Source organism: Candidatus Methylomirabilota bacterium (assembly GCA_027293415.1).
Taxonomy (GTDB): domain Bacteria; phylum Methylomirabilota; class Methylomirabilia; order Methylomirabilales; family CSP1-5; genus CSP1-5.
Genome location: JAPUFX010000124.1, coordinates 1 through 17,619, shown reverse-complemented (window position 1 = coordinate 17,619; position 17,619 = coordinate 1). Strand labels below are relative to the sequence as shown.

Below are 17,619 nucleotides of genomic sequence, written 5' to 3'. Positions count from 1 at the left end.
ATCCCGTTTCCTAAGGTTCAGGAAGCGGGGTCTTGGACCGAATCCTGAGTTTCTGGGGCCTCTTCCCCAGCCTCAAAAGTGGACGGGACAGCCTCCTGGACCTGCTCTAAGAGCTCGTCGACCCGCTCTCGGACATCCTCGGCCACATCGACGGCCCGCTCCCGGAGACCTTCGGTCTGCCGACGGATCCGTTCCCGGGTGCGCCTTCCCGATTCTGGAGCATAGAGCAGGGCGAAGCAGACCCCGAGGGGTCCCCCCAAGAGGAATGCCAGCGTCAAAGCCGCTCCACCGAATCCACGGTAATCACTCATCGGAAGTCACCTCCTCTTCACGAAGACCTTCCACAAACTACAAAGCTAGCTGACTAAAGCATTGCCACGAATTCTTTCCACGGGGTCGCGACCAAGGTCTCGGTGGTCGAATGCCCGTAGGCCCGCATGATCATGGCCGCCTTCTCGACCTGCTTTACATCATCCCCTTCGACAATATCCACGGCGTCGAACCGCCCCACGTTTGGGGTCAGACTTTCGACCTTTTGTTTTGCCCTAACCGCTTTTCGAGCCTAGCGACATGGTCTCGAAATTTTTTGTCTTCGTTTGACCGCTCCCGCAGCTGCCGCACCCCATTGCTCAACGTAGCGACATCTCGCCCAAAGTATCGTGCCACTTCCGTAAGGCTCGCACTGTGGAGGTCGCTCGCCAATAAACCGACTAGCCACCGCGCCTGGGCGGTTTGACTGCGCCTGCCAGGAGCGTGCAAGGCGGCCTCGGAGAAATCCCCCTCCCCGCAGACCGCGGCCACGATGGCACGCAACGAGGGGGGACGCCTGAATTGCGTCTTTGCCCGCGCCAAAACCCGTCCAACGAAGTCGTCATCCCCTAACAGCCGCCCCTCGTGGTTCCCGCGGTGAAATTCCGTCCGTCGCCCTCCGCCTAGCCCGTCCGCAATAAATTGCGCGTACTGTGCCCGGGCCGCGCCCATCTGCTTGCTAAACTGGGACAATACCCAGTCCGTCGTGAGCGACGGCGCCTTCTCGTGCCCCAAATAATACCGATGTCCACTCCATGGATAAGCCGCCGGATCCTTCACCAAACCCGCCCGTACAGGATTCAGATGAATATAACGCGTCAACTCGAGTAAGTACGAGTCTTGATCCACCAAGATCGCCTTGTATCGGCCTTGGAATAAATGGCCTAACCTTCCCCTCCGCTTGTTGATCCAGCCCGTATAACGAAAGCTGAGATTCTGCATGATCTTGGATAAAGGCACCTCCGCCACCTGAATGGCAAGGTGCACGTGGTTCGCCATCAAACAAAAGGCATGAATTCGATGCCCAAAACGCGCCACGCCGCCTTCAACGAGCCTAAGAAAATGTGTGCGGTCGCCATGGACAAAGAAAATCTCCTCGTCATCATTGCCCCGCAGAATGACGTGGTACAAAGCGCCCGGATAATGAATTCGTGGTTTGCGAGCCATGGTCGCATGCTACCATAGACTCATGCCACCTCAAAACTTCGAAAGCCTGACCCCACATGCGAGGAGAAAAAAGGGTGGAGGCGCGGCGCTTCTTTGTTCGGAGGCTCAAAGGCGCCAGTCGCGCAGGATGCGCTCGGTCTCTTCCGAATGGTTGCTTTCGTCACGGACCATGTCTTCGAGCTTGACCACCAAGCCCTTGTCGCCAAACTCTTCGGCCTGCCTTGCACGCTCGGTGTAGTCCTTGACGGCCCTCCGCTCTGCACCGAGGACCGCCTCCAACATTACACGGTTCGTTTTGGCCGCGGGAATCTCCCGGGGTCGAGTGGTCGGCTGGCCTCCCAACGCGACGATCTTGTTGGCGAGGGATTGGGTGATGAGCCAGCTAACTCGAGTTACCCGAGACGGACGTGGTGAAGGTGCCGGGAGGAATGTGGTCGACTCCCAAAATTTCCTTCCCCCCCACAGCAAGGAGTTCTTGGAAGAGCTGTTCGATGCCGCGGATGGTCTCTGGGGTCCATTCCGTCATGACCATCTTGCGCCACCCGTCCCGGATCGCGTGCACCAGGGGACGGTCGGCCCCTTGGAGCATCACCCGTCCCAGCTCCTCCCAGATCTGATCGTCCGATGACATGAAGGCGGCCACCTCACGGAAGGCGCGCGAGAATCCCTGCAGGACGTCAGGACGCTCTTTCAGCACATCGTCCCTGGTGATGAAAGCGGCGATGGGAACCCGAGCCGCTGTTCCCGCCAGCTCCTGGATGAGATCCGCCACGTCCACCACCGTGCGGAACTTGCCGGTCAGGGTGAGAGGGGAAATCATCTGCCAGAAGTGAAAGCCGCCTTCCACCTCGCCCTGCTCCAGGAGATGGGTCAACCTCGCCTTTGACAATGCCTCGACGACGGTGACCTCGTCTTGGGGATCGAAGCCGTGGACCTTGCGACAGAAGGCTCGGGCGATGACCCAGTTCTTGTCCATGACCCGGACGACACCGATCCGCCGCCCTTTGAGATCTTTCAGATCCCGAATAGCGCTGTCCGACCGAACAACGAGAGACCCGACCGTCTGGCCGTACGGGAAAAAGGCGACGATGGGGGCACCGTGCGCGCGCTCCCGGGCTATGGAAATCCAATCAATGTCGATCAGATCTGCCGTCCCATCTTGCAGTGCCACCTCGACCGACTCCAGGTCCTTGAGGACCTGATCGACCGCATAGCTGATCTCCAGCTTGAAGCCGTGCTTTGCGTCCAGCCCCAGCTTTTGAATCGTGTACATGACGAATCGGGGTGTCCCAGTCGTCTCGAAGGCACCTCGGAAAATCTTCGAATCGGTCATGATGCTTTCTTCTCCTTCGCTTTAAAGGTGATCTCTAAGCCTGATACCGATTGCCGTATCTCGACGCTTCCGAGCCAGGACCGATCCTGGGTTTGGAAGTCGTCTCTGTAGTGTGGTCCTCTACTCTCTTTCCGGTACAGTGCCGAGCGAGTCACGGCTTCGGCGGTGAGCAGCATACCGTGGAGCGTCAGGGCCCTCATCTGCTCTTGTCGGATAGTAAGCCCACACTCTGCTAACGCCTTCTGGCATGATTGGATCACCTCGAGAGCCGAACGGAGGCGCTGCGCTGAGCGGATCAGTCCGACGTCCTCCCACATCACCTGGCGAAGTCGATCCTCAATTTCGGCAAGCCGGGTAGGACCCGAACGCTCGGCGAAGCGTGGCACGGGGGTTACGGAAAGATCTGGAACGCTCTTCCGCCGGTTGGCTTCCTGGGCGGCTTCTTTCCCAACTAGCGCCCCTGACACGATAGCGTGCGCCACGGAGTTTCCGCCGAAGCGCTTGGCGCCATGCACCCCGCCCACGGCCTCGCCCGCGGCGAACAGGCCGGGCAGCTCCGTCCTCCCCCGGATCCCCACCTTGACCCCGCCCGCGAACAGGTTGGCCCGCACCCCGAAAATCAGAAACTCCTTTCGCGGATCAACACCATGCTGCAGGAGTGCCTGATACAGGAACGGATATCGGTCCTCCCACACGTCCATAGGAACCGCGCTGGCGTCGAGCCAGACGCCCCCTTGGATACCCCGTCCCCCCTCAACCTCTGCGGCGAGGAGGCGTGGCATGTCCTCTCGGAAAGAGGCTTCTTCTCCCTGAGGATTATGCTTGAGGACGAAGCGGTCCCCCTCGGTGTTCCGTAATACTCCCCCATAACTGAAGAGATCCGGCGGCAGGTTAGTAGGCATATCGGGATACAGGAGGCGACACGGATTGAACTCCACGAACTCCATATCGCGCAACGTGGCCCCTGCCTCCAGGGCCAGGGTGAACGAATCCCCGGTGAGATCAGGACTGTTCGAAGTCTGGGCATACAGCCACGCCCCCCCACCACTTGCGAGGACGACCGCCCGTGCGGGGAAAAGAATAAATTCCCCGGTCCTCAGATCCACGCCGACGGCTCCAAAGACTTGCCCTTCGTGAAGGACCAACGTGATGATGGCAACGTGATTCACCATCTCCACCCCGCGCCGGCTGGCTTCAACTGCGAGGGGTTGCGTCAGCGCCATTCCCCTGACGGCAAAGTCGTAGCCGGTGTAATCCGGCTCGACTCCGCTCGGGAGGACGGCGTCCGGGCCCTTGCCCAGCAGAAAGTCCCCCTTCTTGATATGCAGCTTCACGCCAAAATCTTCGAGGGAGGAAATTTCCTCGCCGGCGTGGGTCACCAGTTCCTCGACCAGTGCCTCGTCATTCAGGAACTTGCCGACGGCCATCGTCTCCTTGAAGTGATTCTCGACCGCCCCGGGGGGATCAGTGGAAAGGGCAGCGATCATCGAACAGCCCGCATACATAGTGCTCCCGCTCCGCCCGGCCTCCTCCTTACAGCACAAAACAACGTCAGAAACCACCTCTCTCGCCGCGATGGCCGCCCTGAGGGCGGCTCCCCCACCTCCGATCACGAGGACGTCACATGGCTGTCTGGTCTGCATCGTTCCTCTACTCGATCATGGGAATTGGTCTGTCGGGTGAGGATCAGTCCAAGGCGTTGCGGGCAAACAGCTCCTCAAACGCGGGCTTCCTACCGATGAGGTGCTGTTCGGAGAGGTATTGGACGTAGGTCTCAAGGACATGCTGGTTTGCCTTGAGGCCGTATGGCCAGAAGTCCTGCCCCATGATTTTCCAGAGCTCCTCCACATGAGTATCCAACCATGGGACTGTGTAACGCAATCGCTCTAGAGTATCGCTCAGATCCCGATAGCAGATCTCCTTGGCTTGCACGAACGCGCGATACAGGCTCGACGCAACCCACGGATGTTTGTCATAGATCTCCTGCTTGATGACAACCAGGTGCAGGATGGGAAAAATCCGGGTCCGCTGATAATACTCGCGCTCCACGGCTTTCGGGTCAGGAAAGAGTCGGCGGACGTGGGGATGATCGCCACGAAACTTTGGTGGTATGGTGGGGGCGATCAGGGCGTCGATCTCGCCATCCTCGAGCCGATCCGGCAACAACTTGCCCGGAGGAAAAAGCGTCACCCGCATCTCGGGGGACAGGTCGAGCCCCACCTCCGCCCGGCCGGTGTACCAGTGCACCTCTCGCGGATCTACGCCGTATTCGTGCTGCAGAATCCCCCGCGCCCATACCGCGATCGACATCTGAAACTGCCCAGATCCGACCCGTTTTCCTTTGAGATCCTGCGGTTGGTGGATATCGGCCTTCTTATGCACGAAGATCGCGCCGTGGGGAAAACCGCGGGAGAGAAAAACCGGAATGGCAATGTACGGCGCCTCGCCCCGGGTCCGGAGGACCGTGTAGGTGCCGAGGGTCATTTCCGAGGCGTCAAACTCCTGGTATCTGACCATTGGCCAGACCGAGTGATCTGGGGAGTACGGCAGGACATTGAGATCAATCCCGGCCGGCTCCACCGTTCTCAGCATGAGTGGTTTGACCCGGTCGTAGTCGAGGCAGGCTAATGTGAGGGGAAGCTTGCTCACCGGGTAAGGCCTGTCAGGAGTTCACCCTGCAGCGCCTCCTTAAAATGGGGCATGACCTCCTGGGCAAAAAGTTCCATCGACTTGAGACAGAGCTTGTGGTCCATAGTGATGAAGTTCAGGGTACACAGGAGATAGGTGACCCCCACCGTTTGCAGCTCCTTGATCCTTTCGATCACCAGACCCGGGTCACCAAAGATGCAGAAATCCTCCAGAAATCGTTCTAGCTTGAACCCTTTCTCGCCATACTTCCCCTGAAGGGCCGCTTTCAGATCCGGCGCCTTATGCTGAATAAACGACCAGAAGCACTCAGCCATTTCCTGCTGTGCCTTCGCATTCGACTCGCCAACATACAGGAACCGGTTCACCGGCAGATCCATGCCGACACCATTATGGCCGGATTCCCCGAACGTCTGCCAGTAGAAGGCGAGGCTCTCTTTCAGCTCTCGCGGAGTTTGGAGCGCCCCGATAAAGACCGGATATCCCTTCTGGGCCGCAAAGGCCATGGTGTGGCGGCTCACGGCGACAAGATAGATCGGAGGGCGAGGTTTCTGGACCGGCTTGGGCAGGACGGAGACCTCAGGGATCTGGTAGTACTGGCCTTCGTACGCGAACCGGTCGGAGGTCCACGCCTTGACGATGATTTCCAACGCCTCTTCGAACTGCCCCAGACGTGCGTCCTCCACTGGCCGTTCAAAAATCTGGTGGAACCGCTCGTCCAATCCGGCGCGGGTCACTCCCAGATCGAGGCGACCTCCGCTGAGGAGATCCAGCGTGGCCGCATCTTCGGCGATGTGAATCGGATGGTCCAAGGCGAGGATGCGCCCCGCCGTCCCAATCCGGATCCGGTGGGTCTTCGCCGCCATAGCCGCCGCGGCGTGGAAGGGAGAGGAGTACAGGAGCTCACTATGTTCGAAGTGACGCTCTCCCAGCCAGACCCCGTCGAAACCGAGCTCCTCGGCGAGCTGGACCTGTTCCAAGATGTCTTGATACGTCCCAGACTCGGTTCCCATGATGAACCAGCCAAACCGCATCGACGTCACCCCTTTCCCCTGGTTTCTTCCGCGCTGCCGGATCCCCTCACCCTCTCCAAAAGGGGAACAGTTGCTTTATCTAATGTGGGGCATAACGTACTTCACAAAACGTTCCATCGACTTCTGGCACCGTTCGTGATCGATCGTGTAATAGTTGAAGGTACAAATGATATGCCGGAGATCGAGCTCTTGCTTGAGCGCATTGATCTTCTTGATGCAGGTGTCCGGATCGCCAAAGATGCAGACCTCCTCATAGAGCCACTCGGGCGTGATCTCCTCCTGCGCACGGAACAGATAGTCCCGGATGGCCGTTGCACCCCGATGGATAAAGGCGTTCAGAGCGTCCCGGGTTTCATCGATCGCCTGCTGGTTCGACTCGGCGACGTACAGAAACCGATTCACCGGAAGCTCGATCTCGCGCGCGGGAAACCCGTGATCCGAGAGGAGCCTGTAATACTCCTCTTGGGTCCGCTTCACGATCGAGACCGGCTGCGCGCCCGCCAGGATGAGGGGAAAGCCGCGCTTCGCCCCAAATTTGAAGGTTTCGCCGCTGATGCCGACGAGGTAGATCGGGGGATGCGGTTTCTGCACCGGCTTGGGATATACCGAAACGTCGGGAATGCTGTAATATGTGCCGTCGTACGAGAACTGCGGCAAAGTCCAGGCCTTGATGAGGATCTCCACGCACTCCTCGAACCGGCCTCGCGCCTCTTCCGTCGTCACCCCGAAGGTGAGCTCGTAGAGCTCGTTTTCACCCACCCGGGCGATCCCCAGATCCAACCGCCCATTGCTGATCACATCGACAGTCGCACCGTCCTCCGCAATGTGGATGGGGTGGTCCAGGGGAAGGATCCGCGAGGCGATGCCGATCCGGATATGCTTGGTGCGGGCGGCGACATATGAGGCAGCCACGAGCGGTGAAGTAAAGAAGTTCCGCCCCTGGTGATCAGGATGAAAGTGCCGCTCCCGGAGCCAGGCGGAATTGAAACCCGTCTCGTCCGCGTACTCAATCTGCTTCAAGAGATCCGTGTGATTCGACGTCCCGGATCCCGTTGCGTAGACACCAATCTTCATGTAAGCCCCCTCCGTGGTGTTTGCCGCTTTCGATAATCGATAGTTTCGGGAGATCGTTGCTCTTGGATGTGTCCAGTGAACACAAGTTGCAGCCTGCCTTATCGCATATCCATAGGCATACTTTGTGCCAAAGCAATGTTATCCTAACTATTTGAATTTTAAGGGAACATTGTTGCTAAGGAGCTGGGTTATTTAACCCAATGGGTCATTTGACCCAACCCTGGTGCCGTTCCAACTATTTGTGCCAACTTTCTCGCTGCACTCGATCACGACCCTTGCAACAAGGCAGGTTGCTCAAATTGGGCCCCTCGATCTTCCTCGGGGTGGTGAGCCTGTCGAACCACTTATCAAGTTGAAACGGTACTAGGAGGGCTTTCGGATCTTGTACTTCCTCATCCGGGAGCGGAGGGTATCCCTGGTAATACCAAGAACGCGGGCTGCTTGACTAGAATTTCCGCCGGTAGATCGAAGGGCTCTTTCAATCAATCGCTTTTCCCACTGGGGCAAGCTTACTCCTTCAGCGGGGAATTGGGCGGCGACATCTGCTTCATCGGCCAGGGGGACTGCTTTCCTCGCCGGCGAAGCACTGATCGAAAGGTCCTTGAGCTGGATAGCCTCTCCTGTGCTCCCAATGATGGCCCGCTCCATGACATGCCTCAGTTCCCGCACATTCCCGGGCCACGTGTACTGGGAAAGGGCTACCGCCGCTGCCTCACTCAGGGTGGCGCTCGGCTTGGTGTACCTCGTGCTGAATTTCTCGAGGAAGTACCTCGCCAGCAACAGGATGTCCTCCCCTCGGTCTCGTAAGGGGGGGAGGTGGATCGTCAAGACGGCTAGGCGGTAGTAAAGCTCCTTGCGGAAGGCGCCACTCAGCAATTCCGCTTCCAGGTCCTTGTTGGTCGCCGCCATGATCCGCACATCGACCGTTCGATCCTTCACACTCCCGATCCGCCGGATTTTTCGCTCCTCGATCGTCCTGAGGAGCTTCCCCTGCAGGGAGAGCTCCAGATCGCCGACTTCATCGAGGAAGAGGGTTCCATCTTCGGCCGCCTCGAAGAGGCCCATCTTTGACTCACGCGCGTCGGTAAACGCCCCCTTTTCATGACCAAATAGCTCGCTCTCGACCAGGGTCGGCGGCAACGCCGTGCAGTCGATATCGATGAAGGGCCCGGAAGAGCGGAGGCTGTTGACATGAATGGCCCTGGCCACCAACCCCTTCCCCGTTCCCGTCTCCCCGGTGATGAGGATGGTCGGAGCCCCCTCCAGCGAAGCAATTTGCTCCAGTTGTCGAAATACCTGGTGCATCGGTTCACACTTTCCTATCAGGCCTTCGAACGATGCACTCCGCACCTCTCGCTCGCGGTAGTACGATACTTCTTGTCTGAGGCGGAGGTCTCCGTGGGCCCGTTCTATCAGAATCTTGAGCTCGTCCAAGTCGATCGGCTTCTTCAAGTAGTCAAACGCACCAAGTTTCATGGCCTCGACAGCCCCTTCGATGGAGCCATACGCGGTCATCAAGACGACGCAGATGCGTGAATCGAATTCCCGGATCTTTTTAAACAGCTCGATGCCACTCACTTTGGGGAGCCGGACGTCCAAGAAGACCAGGTCGGGACGGATCTCCGGGAGCAGCTTCAGGGCGGCTTCCCCATCCTCGGCCACCTCGGCCTCGTACCCCTGGTCACGCAGAAAGAGCTTGATCGATCTGGCCAGGGTCCTTTCGTCGTCAACGATGAGCACGGTGAAGTATCCCATAGCTACTCTCGAGGCGCCTCATCATCCGAGACGATGGGCAGGGTAATCCGTACAGATGTCCCGGCATTCTCGTGGCTAGAAACGGTGAGGGTTCCTCCGCTCTGCTCCACTAATCGCTTTGCGATGGCTAACCCCAAGCCCGTTCCGTCCGCCTTCGTCGTAAAGAAGGGCTCGCAGACGCGGGACAAGTTGTCCTCAGCAACTCCCTCACCCGTGTCCGCGATGACGATTTCGACATGAGCACTCCCGCTAGTTGGGCCTCCCTGCTCACGAGGGCAAGCGGAGATGGTGAGCATGCCTCCTTTGGGCATCGCTTCTACGGCGTTGGAGATGACTTCGAGCAATGCCAGCTCGATCTGGAAGGGATCGACCCAGACCTCTGGGAGATCCCCAGCATACTCGACCCGGAGCCGGATCTCCTGCTGCGTGAACTTCTCTGAGAAGGTGGGCAAGACGTCCTGGAACAACCTCTCTGGCTTCTCGGCAACTGGACGGTACGGTGATGGCTTGGTGAAATCGAGGAGGTGTGTGATGCGTTTCTCCAGGCGGTCGACTTCGCCAATGACCGATCCGAGCTGCTCACGCATCGGATCTTCCCGAGGCACGCGACGAAAGCTAAGTTGGGTCGCTGCCCGGATGCTCGCCAGGGGATTTCTCAACCCGTGGGCGACCGCCGCCGCCATCTGTCCTAGGGAGGCCAGCTTCTCCGATTGGATCAACTGGTCTTGGGTTTCTTTCAGCTTCTGCGTCATGGTGGTAAAGGAGCGGGCGAGCTCGCCGATCTCGTCTCTAGATCGCACCGCGATCGTATGGTCCAGGCGTCCCCCACCCACGATATCCATCGCCCGCTTGAGTTCCTCCACGGGTCGGGCGAGGTTGCGGGAGATCAGCAGGGAGAAGAGGACTCCGAACACTATGAAGGAAACCACGGTCAAAATCAGGATCATCCGCGTGGAGTGCTCGATGTCCTCGAGCCGCTGAAAGGCGTTCTTGACATGATGGGCCCTGGCGGTTCGGTAGATCAGCGTCATTTTCTTTTCGATGTCCGGAAGGAGACGGCCGTCGAGCTCCCCGCGAACGAGTTGAATCGCCTCCTCCTTCCGCTGCATTTCGTATAAGGTGAAAGCCCTCTGGGCAAGGTCGCTGACCTCGTCGTGCAGCCGCTCAAGATCCATCGCCAGCTTAACATCCTGCGGATGCGAAATGGCCCGTTTCCATTCTTCCATCAGTTCATAGATCGCGCGATCCAGCCATTCGAATTCCGTCTTCCCCCCCGGATCCCAACCCGTGAGGTAATCGCGGATGTCGCGGATCTGCCACAAGATCGCGGATTCCAATTCAGAAAAGATCTGGGCCTTGCCCATGCCAATCTGCAGCTGCTCGAGGGCTACATTCTCCTCTCGGACGGTCCACCAGGTGAGGCCGCCGATGACCAGCAAGGGGAGGACCATAATAGAGAAAGCCGCGAGCAGCTTTTGCCTGAGCGTCATGTCTTTATCGTATCCTTACTCAACAGGGGGAGAGAAGGGCGGCGTGTGCCAGGACGGCGGCTGACCGGAGGGAGGCAATGCCTTATGAAAGTTAACGGACCCGATCGGGAAAATCTCGGTTCTCCGCCGTGATGGCGAGCTTCTTGACCTCGAGCACGAATGCCGCAAGATGCCCCGACAGCGCATCGAGCAACTTCAGCCCCTTGTCGCGGCTGGCCTGGGAGGGCCGCTCCTCCGCCCCCGCCGGGGGGTCAACGAATTCGTAGTCTTCCATCGCAATCCAGATGTTCTCCTGTCCCTGAAACCCCAGCGCCATCCCTGTCCCGGGGCGCTTCGAAAACGCAGGGCCGAGCCACTTTGGGGCGTGGATGGTAAAAGTTCGTGCGTAGTCCTCCGGTCGTCCAGCCTCCTCCGGATCTAGCAGAGCCAGGGTCATGGATGCCTCGAGGTCACCTGCCATCTGGTCTTCCGGACACTCCAGGATCCGCTGCGCCTCGGGAGTCTCACGCCCCCCGTAGAAAGCCGCGAAAGCGCCGGTCCGATTCCGAAGGGCAAAGAGCACCTCCTCCGCGTTCGTCACGTTGAAGCTGTGGAATGAAACGAAGATGATTTTATTAAACCCGTGGAAGATGAGGCTACGGCCGATGTCCAGCAGGAGTCTCCGATAGGTCTCTACTGCAAGCGAGATGGTGCCGGTCCCTTCATTCGCCTTACCCATGTGATGGGGCGTGTACCCGAATGGCATCACCGGCGTGTGGAGCACGTCCGCCTGGCGAGCGGCCCGCTCGACCACACTCTTGGTCACCATCCCATCGAGTCCGAGAGGGGTGTACGGATTTCCATGGCGCTCGCAACTGCCGACTGGAATGAGGATCGTATCTCCTCCTTCAGTCTTCAGTTTTTCCCGAACCGCCCACCACCCTAACTTCTGGATGTTGAGCACCGGCCCGACCTCCTCCGTACCCATGACCCCTCCCGTGTTTTAAACCAGATTCGTAATTTCAGACCTCTTCGCACACCTGTCGTACCATGCAGCCCTAGGGTTGTCAAGCTGTGCTCGGAGGCGTGAGTTGCTTGAAGGAAGCTTATCTGATATAGAGCGACGAGCAAGCGGTGACGTGGAGGATCGAATCCGTGTTGAACTCGGTCCTCGGTGAGAATGGAGAACGCTTGACGTGGGAGCGAGCCTGATCGAGTTCAGGGGGGTCGATCTCGGGTACGGCCTCACCCGGGTCTTTCACGACCTCAGCTTCACCATCGAAGAGGGGGATTTCTTCGCCGGCGTCGGGCCGAACGGGGCGGGGAAGACGACCATCCTGAAGGCCATCCTGGGGATCCTCAAACCCCAGCAGGGCCAGATCCGTTTTACACAGACAAAGGCCGGACCACTCACCTTCGGTTACGTGCCCCAAGAGAGGGACCTGGACCCGATCTTCCCCCTCTCGGCCCTCGAAGTCGTCCTGATGGGCCGGACCAAGCGTTTAGGTCCCTGGAGGAGGCCTGGGAAGGAGGACCAGACAATCGCCCTCACGAGCCTGGACCAGGCGGGGATCGCCCACCTGGCCCAGATGCCTTTTCAGGAGCTGTCGGGAGGCCAAAAACAGCGAGTCCTCATCGCACGGGCCCTGGCGGGTGAGCCCGATGTGCTCGTTCTGGACGAGCCGACCGCCGGGATGGACCTGCCGTCCGAACGAAGCATTATGGATCTGTTGGGACAGCTTCACGACGCAGCGCGGCTGACGATCGTGATGGTGACCCATAATCTGAACGTCGTCGCCAACTATGCCAAGCAGCTTGCCATCATCGACTGTAAGCGAGGACTCTTTGTCCTCGGCGCCATCAAGGAGATCCTGACCGATGAGAACCTAACACGCCTATACAGCGTTGCGGTACGGGTCCAAGAAATCGAGGGGAGGAAAATAATCCTGACAGGAGGTGAGCCATGATCGAGATACTCCAGCAGCCTTTCTTTCAAAACGCCCTGATGGCCGGGATCGTGGTGGCGTTGATGTGCTCCTTCCTCGGGGTGTACGTCCTGTTGAAGCGGGTCGTCTTTGTTGGCTTTGCCCTGTCACACATCGCCTCGGCCGGTGTTGCCTTTGCCTTGCTTCTCGGGACAAGTCCCCTCCTCTCCGCCCTCGCCTTCAGCCTGGGCGGGGTCGCCTTTTTCTCCCAGGTTCCTGCCCGCCGCAAGGTGCCGATGGAAGCAGTAATCGGGGCAAGCTACATCCTCGCCGCGGCCGTCGCGATCATCTGCGTTGCCAAGTATCCCGTCGGGGAGGCCCGGACCCTCCGCATCCTCTTCGGAAACATTCTGTCGGTCGAGACGGGCGAGCTCGTCATCCTTGCCCTTGTTTTCATCCTCATCGCCGTGGTCCATTTCCTCTTTTACAAGGAGTTTCTCTTCGTCTCCTTCGACTTCGAGACAGCCCAGGCCCACGGCCTCAACGCCCGCTTCTGGAACCTCCTGCTCTACCTCACCTTAGGGATCGCCATCGCTGCCGCCATCCGGTCGATGGGGGTCCTGCTGGTCTTTGCCTTTCTGGTGGCCCCGCCGATCACTGCCAGGCTCCTTGCCGACCGCATGGAGCGCATGTTCCTCCTGGCCATGGCCTTCGGCGCCCTCTCGGTCCCCATCGGTCTCTACTTCGCATTCGTCATTGACCTGCCGACGGGGACCGCCATTGCAGCCACCACCATGGCCATCCTCCTCCTGGTTTTGCTGGTAACATCGCTCCTCGCCACGGCCCGCCTTCGGCGGGTCGCCGCCCTCGTCGCGGTCGGGGCGTTCATCCTGAGTCCTCCCCATCTTGCGCTCGCTACCAGCCAGCAGGATGATATTAAAAAGCTCCAGCAAGAGATGGAGAGCCTCAAGGAGACGATCCGTAAGCTGCAAGAGCAGATGGAGGCGCAGGCAGAGATCATCCACCACCAGCAGGCAACCGCGCCGCAGGCCCAGTCACCTCCTTCAAAACCCAACCCCCCTCCCCCACCAGCTCCCGAGGAGCAGCAATCCGGGATCCTTCGGCAACTCGGAGGCCTGGTTTTCAATCCCGAGATGCGGGTCGAGGGGAATTTCATCTTTAATAACACCTGGGGAAGAAATCGGGACCCGGAAGCCGACGGATTTGCGTCGGACCGCTTTAGTATCAAGGAGGTCGAGCTCGGGTTCCGTTCAGAGATCGATCCCTTCGCCCGGTTTGAGGCGATCATTTCGGCCAAGAACCTCCTTACGTTTGGCGAGGATGGAGAGCGAAGCGTCAATGCGGAGGTCGAATTGGAGGAAGCCCTCCTCACCCTCACCCGTCTCCCCCTGGGCCTTCAGGCCAACCTGGGGCTCTTTCGCACCCGTTTCGGGGAGTTCAACGACGGTGACCCCGATGAGCTCCCGGAGGTCGATTCCCCGAACGTCATCGTCAACCTCTTCGGCAATGAGGGGGAAGGGTGGGTGGATACCGGGATCGCCGCCAACTATCAGCTCGCCAACCCCTGGACCGACGATATGACCCACGTCCTCTGGTTCGGGATCTTCAACGGGGACAACGATGTCGCCTTCCAGGGGGGTGCGTTCGACCGGCCGGTCTGGTTCGGCCGGTTCGAGACGTTCTACGAGGTGAGCTCCAGCGCCGGGGCGGAGCTTGGCCTTGCCTTCGCCCAGGGGCATCGTGAGGAAGAAGCCATGACCCTTCGCACGACGTTAGCCAACGTCCACTTCGAGTTCGACTACCGGGACCCGGTCCTGGTTTACGGCAAGGGCTTTAACTTCTTGGGAGAGTTCTTCCTCTCCGACATTGAAGATGTGAACGGAGGGACCACTCGGAGCTACGGAGGCTACGCCCTTGGCCAATACCTGTTCGCCCGGGGGTGGTCCATCGGCGCCCGCTTTGATTATTCGCAGTGCCCGGGCTTCGAAAACTCCATCTGTCGTAATAATTTTGAAGATCCCGATCTGCCATTCGTCCCAGGCGACGGTCGGGAGTGGGCGATCTCGCCCATTCTGATTTATCAACCAAGTCGGTTCCTCCAGTTCCGGGCACAGTACAAGCACACGAACCGAGACTTTGATAAGAACTCGGATGAAATCATGCTGCAGGCCCTGTTCATCGCCGGGTTTGAGCGGCCCGAACCGTTCTAGTACCGATGACCGACGACCGACGACAAGAAAGTGACTGGTGGCTAGTGGCTGGTGGTTTTCACCAAATCACCTACCATCAATAGCCTGTGAACTATGAATGGTGAACTGTGAGCCGCTTTGACGGAGAGAGATTGATGAGGAAATTGCTGCGGACAAGTTTAAGGCTGTGGCTTGCGTGTCTTATCGGAGCCCTGCTCCTCGGCTTACCGGCCGAGGTGGCGGCCAAGAAGATCCGGGTCATGGGCAGCTCCTCCGATATGATTGCGATTGCCCAAGAGATCGCGAAGGACCGCATGACGGGCTACAGCCCCTTCGCCGGCAACCAGGAGCCAGAACTCTTTATTGAGGAGGTCTTCCCGAGCTGGGCCATGCGTGCGGCGAGGGCGGACCTCTACATCCAGATCGGCCTCTTTGCCGACATTTGGGCAAAGACACTCCTCGTCGACTCACGGAATCATCGGGTCTTTCCCGGTGAAGTCGGCCACGTGGACGCTTCGAAAGGAGTCCAAGTCCTTGAGGTCCCCACGTGGAAGATCGACCGGTCCCGGGGCGAGATCCACATCCAAGGCAACCCGCACTATCTTCTAGATCCGCTCAACGCCAAGGTCGTTGCCGATAACATCCTCCGGGGGCTTATCCGGATCTCGCCGGAGAACACCGATTTCTTCCAAAAAAATGCTAACGACTTCAAGGCGAGAGTCGATCGGGCGATGGAGCGCTGGCAACAGAAAGCCCGGCCACTCAGGGGAAAGAAGGTAGCCGCCTACCACAAGACCTGGTCCTACCTGGCCCACCGCTTTGGATTCGAGGTGGTCGGCTACTGCGAGCCCAAGCCCGGCATCGAACCCTCTCCCCGAGAGCTCCATGACCTGATCGAGACCATGAAACGCGAAAAGGCCACCCTGATCATCCACGCACCGGCCTATAGCCCCCGAATTCCCGAGTTCGTCGCCGGCCAGGTCGGCGGCAAGGTCCTGAAGTTACCGGCGCATGTGGGTGGGGTTCCTGAGGCGAAGGATTACTTCGCCCTCTTTGACTATTTGCTTGGGGCTTTGACGGAGGGACTCCAATGATTTCTCGTGCGCTCCCTCTCCTCGTGCTAGCTCTGGCGGTGGTAGGGTGCGCCAGTACACCAAAAACCGCGTCCAAAGATTCCGGCCCTGCCAAGAAGTCTCCAAGTCCCAACCGGTTTCCCCTGAAGATCGCTCTGTACATGGACGATGACTTCCGCCAGCACACCTATCGCGAGAGAAGTTTCAGTGTCCCCCTCGGCGAATGGCTTTCCCGGGAGCTGCCCTCCTCCCTTGAACCTCTTTTTGCAGAGATTCACGTGGTCCCCGATCAGACTACACTCGATGCTGAAAAAAAGAAATATCAGGCCGTGCTCCGTCCCCAGATACGCTTTGCGAGCTACCACCCCCTCTTCCGTGAGCGAAGGACGCTCCTTGAGCCCGAGGGCAAGGTCCGGATATACACTGACTGGACCCTCTCGGATCCTGCTGGTCGGAAGATCTGGATCCGAGAGATCGTAGGGCGAGGGGAAGGCGATGACAAAAGTCGTTCCCGTCTCGAAGCAGCGGTTCAGGCAGCAATGGCTGACCTCTTCAAGAAACTCCACATAGCCCTGACGACTTCAACCCGGGTTTACAACTATGCATACGGCTCGCCGCAGCGATAAGCTCCTCCCCGAACGTGATACATTGCCAGGATCAATTTAGCCTTCCGACTTCCGATTGGCACCCGTGGCTTTTACGGCAAGCGAGCTCCCTACCTCAAAGGGGCCTTTCCCCTCAATAACTTATCCCTTGCGGAGTCCGTCACCCGCCGGGGGCATTGAGAGCCGGTGCTTGACACCCCCATCCCAAAAATGGATACTTTAGGCCCCTTCGGGGGACCGCTTATTTTGGGGAACTCACATGAGTGATGAAAAGAAGACAAAGGACCAACTCATAGATGAACTGGCAGGCATGCGCCAACGGCTTACCGCATTGGAAGCATTGGAAACCGAGCGTATGCGGGCGGAGGAGGCCCTGCATCAGAAGACCGCATTCGTGCAATTGCTCCAACAGGTCGCGGTCGCTGCGAACGAGGCGGCGACCATGGAGGAGGTGTTACAGTACGCCCTCGATCAGGTCTGTGCGCATACGGGGTGGCCGGTCGGCGACGTGTATCTCCTGGCTGACCATGGCCGGGATGAACTGGTGCCCACGGGCATCTGGCATCTCGAAGACCCAGCACGCTTTGCGACGTTTCGGCAGGTGACCGATGTGACCCACTTCGCCCGGGGCGTGGGCTTGCCGGGACGGGTGTTCGCCAGCGGCAAGCCCGCGTGGATCATCGATGTGACCAAGGACCCGAATTTTCCCAGGGCGAAATTAGCCCAGGACATTGGTGTCAAAGCGGGGTTCGCGTTCCCGGTGTTGGTAGGGACCGAAGTGGTGGCTGTGCTCGAGTTCTTCTCCGCCGAGGCCATCGAACCCGACGAGCCGTTATTGGACATGATGGCTCAGGTGGGGACGCAGCTCGGGCGGGTGATTGAGCGCACGCGGGCGGAGGAGGCACTCCAGAAGGCATATGATGAGCTGGAAAATCGGGTGGAGGAGCGCACCGCAGAACTGAAAGAGGCTCGCGAGCGGTTACAATACCTGTTCGCTGTCAGTCCCGCGATCATATACA

General features: G+C 59.0%; 17 protein-coding genes. 5 read left to right on the top strand and 12 right to left on the bottom strand.

Annotated elements, in window-relative coordinates:
• Window positions 1-17 precede the first annotated feature (17 nt).
• The 12 genes from O6929_08790 to O6929_08735 form a co-directional block, all read right to left on the bottom strand.
• On the bottom strand, window positions 18-311 hold the full coding sequence (locus O6929_08790; GenBank protein ID MCZ6480484.1) for a YtxH domain-containing protein: 294 nt from the start codon (window positions 309-311) through the stop codon (window positions 18-20).
• Window positions 312-364: 53 nt separating this feature from the next.
• Complete coding sequence (locus tag O6929_08785; protein MCZ6480483.1) at window positions 365-511, bottom strand: GYD domain-containing protein; 147 nt, start codon at window positions 509-511, stop codon at window positions 365-367.
• Window positions 512-519: 8 nt separating this feature from the next.
• Window positions 520-1,476 (bottom strand): transposase, encoded by a 957-nt coding sequence (locus O6929_08780; GenBank protein MCZ6480482.1) that lies wholly within the window; start codon window positions 1,474-1,476, stop codon window positions 520-522.
• A gap of 105 nt (window positions 1,477-1,581) precedes the next feature.
• Window positions 1,582-1,944: a ferritin-like domain-containing protein gene (locus O6929_08775; GenBank protein ID MCZ6480481.1), complete on the bottom strand. Its 363-nt coding sequence runs from the start codon at window positions 1,942-1,944 to the stop codon at window positions 1,582-1,584.
• Window positions 1,859-2,809 carry an ABC transporter substrate-binding protein gene (locus O6929_08770; protein MCZ6480480.1) on the bottom strand — a complete coding sequence of 317 codons (951 nt, stop codon included), beginning with the start codon at window positions 2,807-2,809 and terminating at the stop codon, window positions 1,859-1,861. Before O6929_08770 ends, O6929_08775 begins: the two co-directional genes overlap by 86 nt.
• Entirely contained in the window at window positions 2,806-4,452 is a 1,647-nt protein-coding gene (locus O6929_08765; protein ID MCZ6480479.1) for an FAD-binding protein, read from the bottom strand. Before O6929_08765 ends, O6929_08770 begins: the two co-directional genes overlap by 4 nt.
• A 43-nt stretch (window positions 4,453-4,495) precedes the next feature.
• Window positions 4,496-5,458: an ABC transporter substrate-binding protein gene (locus tag O6929_08760; GenBank protein ID MCZ6480478.1), complete on the bottom strand. Its 963-nt coding sequence runs from the start codon at window positions 5,456-5,458 to the stop codon at window positions 4,496-4,498.
• The gene (locus O6929_08755; GenBank protein MCZ6480477.1) at window positions 5,455-6,489 is read right to left on the bottom strand and encodes an LLM class flavin-dependent oxidoreductase; all 1,035 of its coding nucleotides are present in this window, start codon (window positions 6,487-6,489) and stop codon (window positions 5,455-5,457) included. Before O6929_08755 ends, O6929_08760 begins: the two co-directional genes overlap by 4 nt.
• Window positions 6,490-6,564: 75 nt before the next feature.
• On the bottom strand, window positions 6,565-7,563 hold the full coding sequence (locus O6929_08750) for an LLM class flavin-dependent oxidoreductase (GenBank protein ID MCZ6480476.1): 999 nt from the start codon (window positions 7,561-7,563) through the stop codon (window positions 6,565-6,567).
• A gap of 363 nt (window positions 7,564-7,926) precedes the next feature.
• On the bottom strand, window positions 7,927-9,318 hold the full coding sequence (locus O6929_08745; protein MCZ6480475.1) for a sigma-54 dependent transcriptional regulator: 1,392 nt from the start codon (window positions 9,316-9,318) through the stop codon (window positions 7,927-7,929).
• A 2-nt stretch (window positions 9,319-9,320) separates the two neighbouring features.
• Entirely contained in the window at window positions 9,321-10,808 is a 1,488-nt protein-coding gene (locus O6929_08740) for an ATP-binding protein (GenBank protein ID MCZ6480474.1), read from the bottom strand.
• Window positions 10,809-10,899: 91 nt separating this feature from the next.
• Window positions 10,900-11,775, bottom strand: coding sequence for a creatininase family protein (locus O6929_08735; protein ID MCZ6480473.1), 876 nt, complete (start codon window positions 11,773-11,775; stop codon window positions 10,900-10,902).
• A gap of 208 nt (window positions 11,776-11,983) precedes the next feature.
• Here O6929_08735 and O6929_08730 point away from each other — a divergent pair, with 208 nt between their 5' ends.
• From O6929_08730 to O6929_08710, 5 genes are all read left to right on the top strand, one after another.
• Window positions 11,984-12,754 (top strand): metal ABC transporter ATP-binding protein, encoded by a 771-nt coding sequence (locus tag O6929_08730; protein MCZ6480472.1) that lies wholly within the window; start codon window positions 11,984-11,986, stop codon window positions 12,752-12,754.
• Window positions 12,751-14,943: a metal ABC transporter permease gene (locus O6929_08725; GenBank protein MCZ6480471.1), complete on the top strand. Its 2,193-nt coding sequence runs from the start codon at window positions 12,751-12,753 to the stop codon at window positions 14,941-14,943. The genes O6929_08730 and O6929_08725 overlap by 4 nt, the downstream gene beginning before the upstream one ends.
• 134 nt (window positions 14,944-15,077) lie before the next feature.
• A complete protein-coding gene (locus O6929_08720) occupies window positions 15,078-16,016 on the top strand; it encodes a metal ABC transporter substrate-binding protein (protein ID MCZ6480470.1) in 939 nt (312 codons plus the stop codon).
• Window positions 16,013-16,621 (top strand): hypothetical protein, encoded by a 609-nt coding sequence (locus O6929_08715; protein ID MCZ6480469.1) that lies wholly within the window; start codon window positions 16,013-16,015, stop codon window positions 16,619-16,621. Before O6929_08720 ends, O6929_08715 begins: the two co-directional genes overlap by 4 nt.
• A 238-nt stretch (window positions 16,622-16,859) precedes the next feature.
• Window positions 16,860-17,619 (top strand): GAF domain-containing protein (locus tag O6929_08710; GenBank protein MCZ6480468.1); only part of this gene is annotated, 760 nt, incomplete at its 3' end.

Coding starts and splice junctions, on each gene's coding strand:
- O6929_08720 (MCZ6480470.1), top strand. CDS start 15,078: ATGAGGAAATTGCTGCGGACAAGTTTAAGGCTGTGGCTTGCGTGTCTT.
- O6929_08740 (MCZ6480474.1), bottom strand. CDS start 10,808: ATGACGCTCAGGCAAAAGCTGCTCGCGGCTTTCTCTATTATGGTCCTC.
- O6929_08745 (MCZ6480475.1), bottom strand. CDS start 9,318: ATGGGATACTTCACCGTGCTCATCGTTGACGACGAAAGGACCCTGGCC.
- O6929_08750 (MCZ6480476.1), bottom strand. CDS start 7,563: ATGAAGATTGGTGTCTACGCAACGGGATCCGGGACGTCGAATCACACG.
- O6929_08755 (MCZ6480477.1), bottom strand. CDS start 6,489: ATGCGGTTTGGCTGGTTCATCATGGGAACCGAGTCTGGGACGTATCAA.
- O6929_08770 (MCZ6480480.1), bottom strand. CDS start 2,809: ATGACCGATTCGAAGATTTTCCGAGGTGCCTTCGAGACGACTGGGACA.
- O6929_08715 (MCZ6480469.1), top strand. CDS start 16,013: ATGATTTCTCGTGCGCTCCCTCTCCTCGTGCTAGCTCTGGCGGTGGTA.
- O6929_08780 (MCZ6480482.1), bottom strand. CDS start 1,476: ATGGCTCGCAAACCACGAATTCATTATCCGGGCGCTTTGTACCACGTC.
- O6929_08765 (MCZ6480479.1), bottom strand. CDS start 4,452: ATGCAGACCAGACAGCCATGTGACGTCCTCGTGATCGGAGGTGGGGGA.
- O6929_08790 (MCZ6480484.1), bottom strand. CDS start 311: ATGAGTGATTACCGTGGATTCGGTGGAGCGGCTTTGACGCTGGCATTC.
- O6929_08725 (MCZ6480471.1), top strand. CDS start 12,751: ATGATCGAGATACTCCAGCAGCCTTTCTTTCAAAACGCCCTGATGGCC.
- O6929_08735 (MCZ6480473.1), bottom strand. CDS start 11,775: ATGGGTACGGAGGAGGTCGGGCCGGTGCTCAACATCCAGAAGTTAGGG.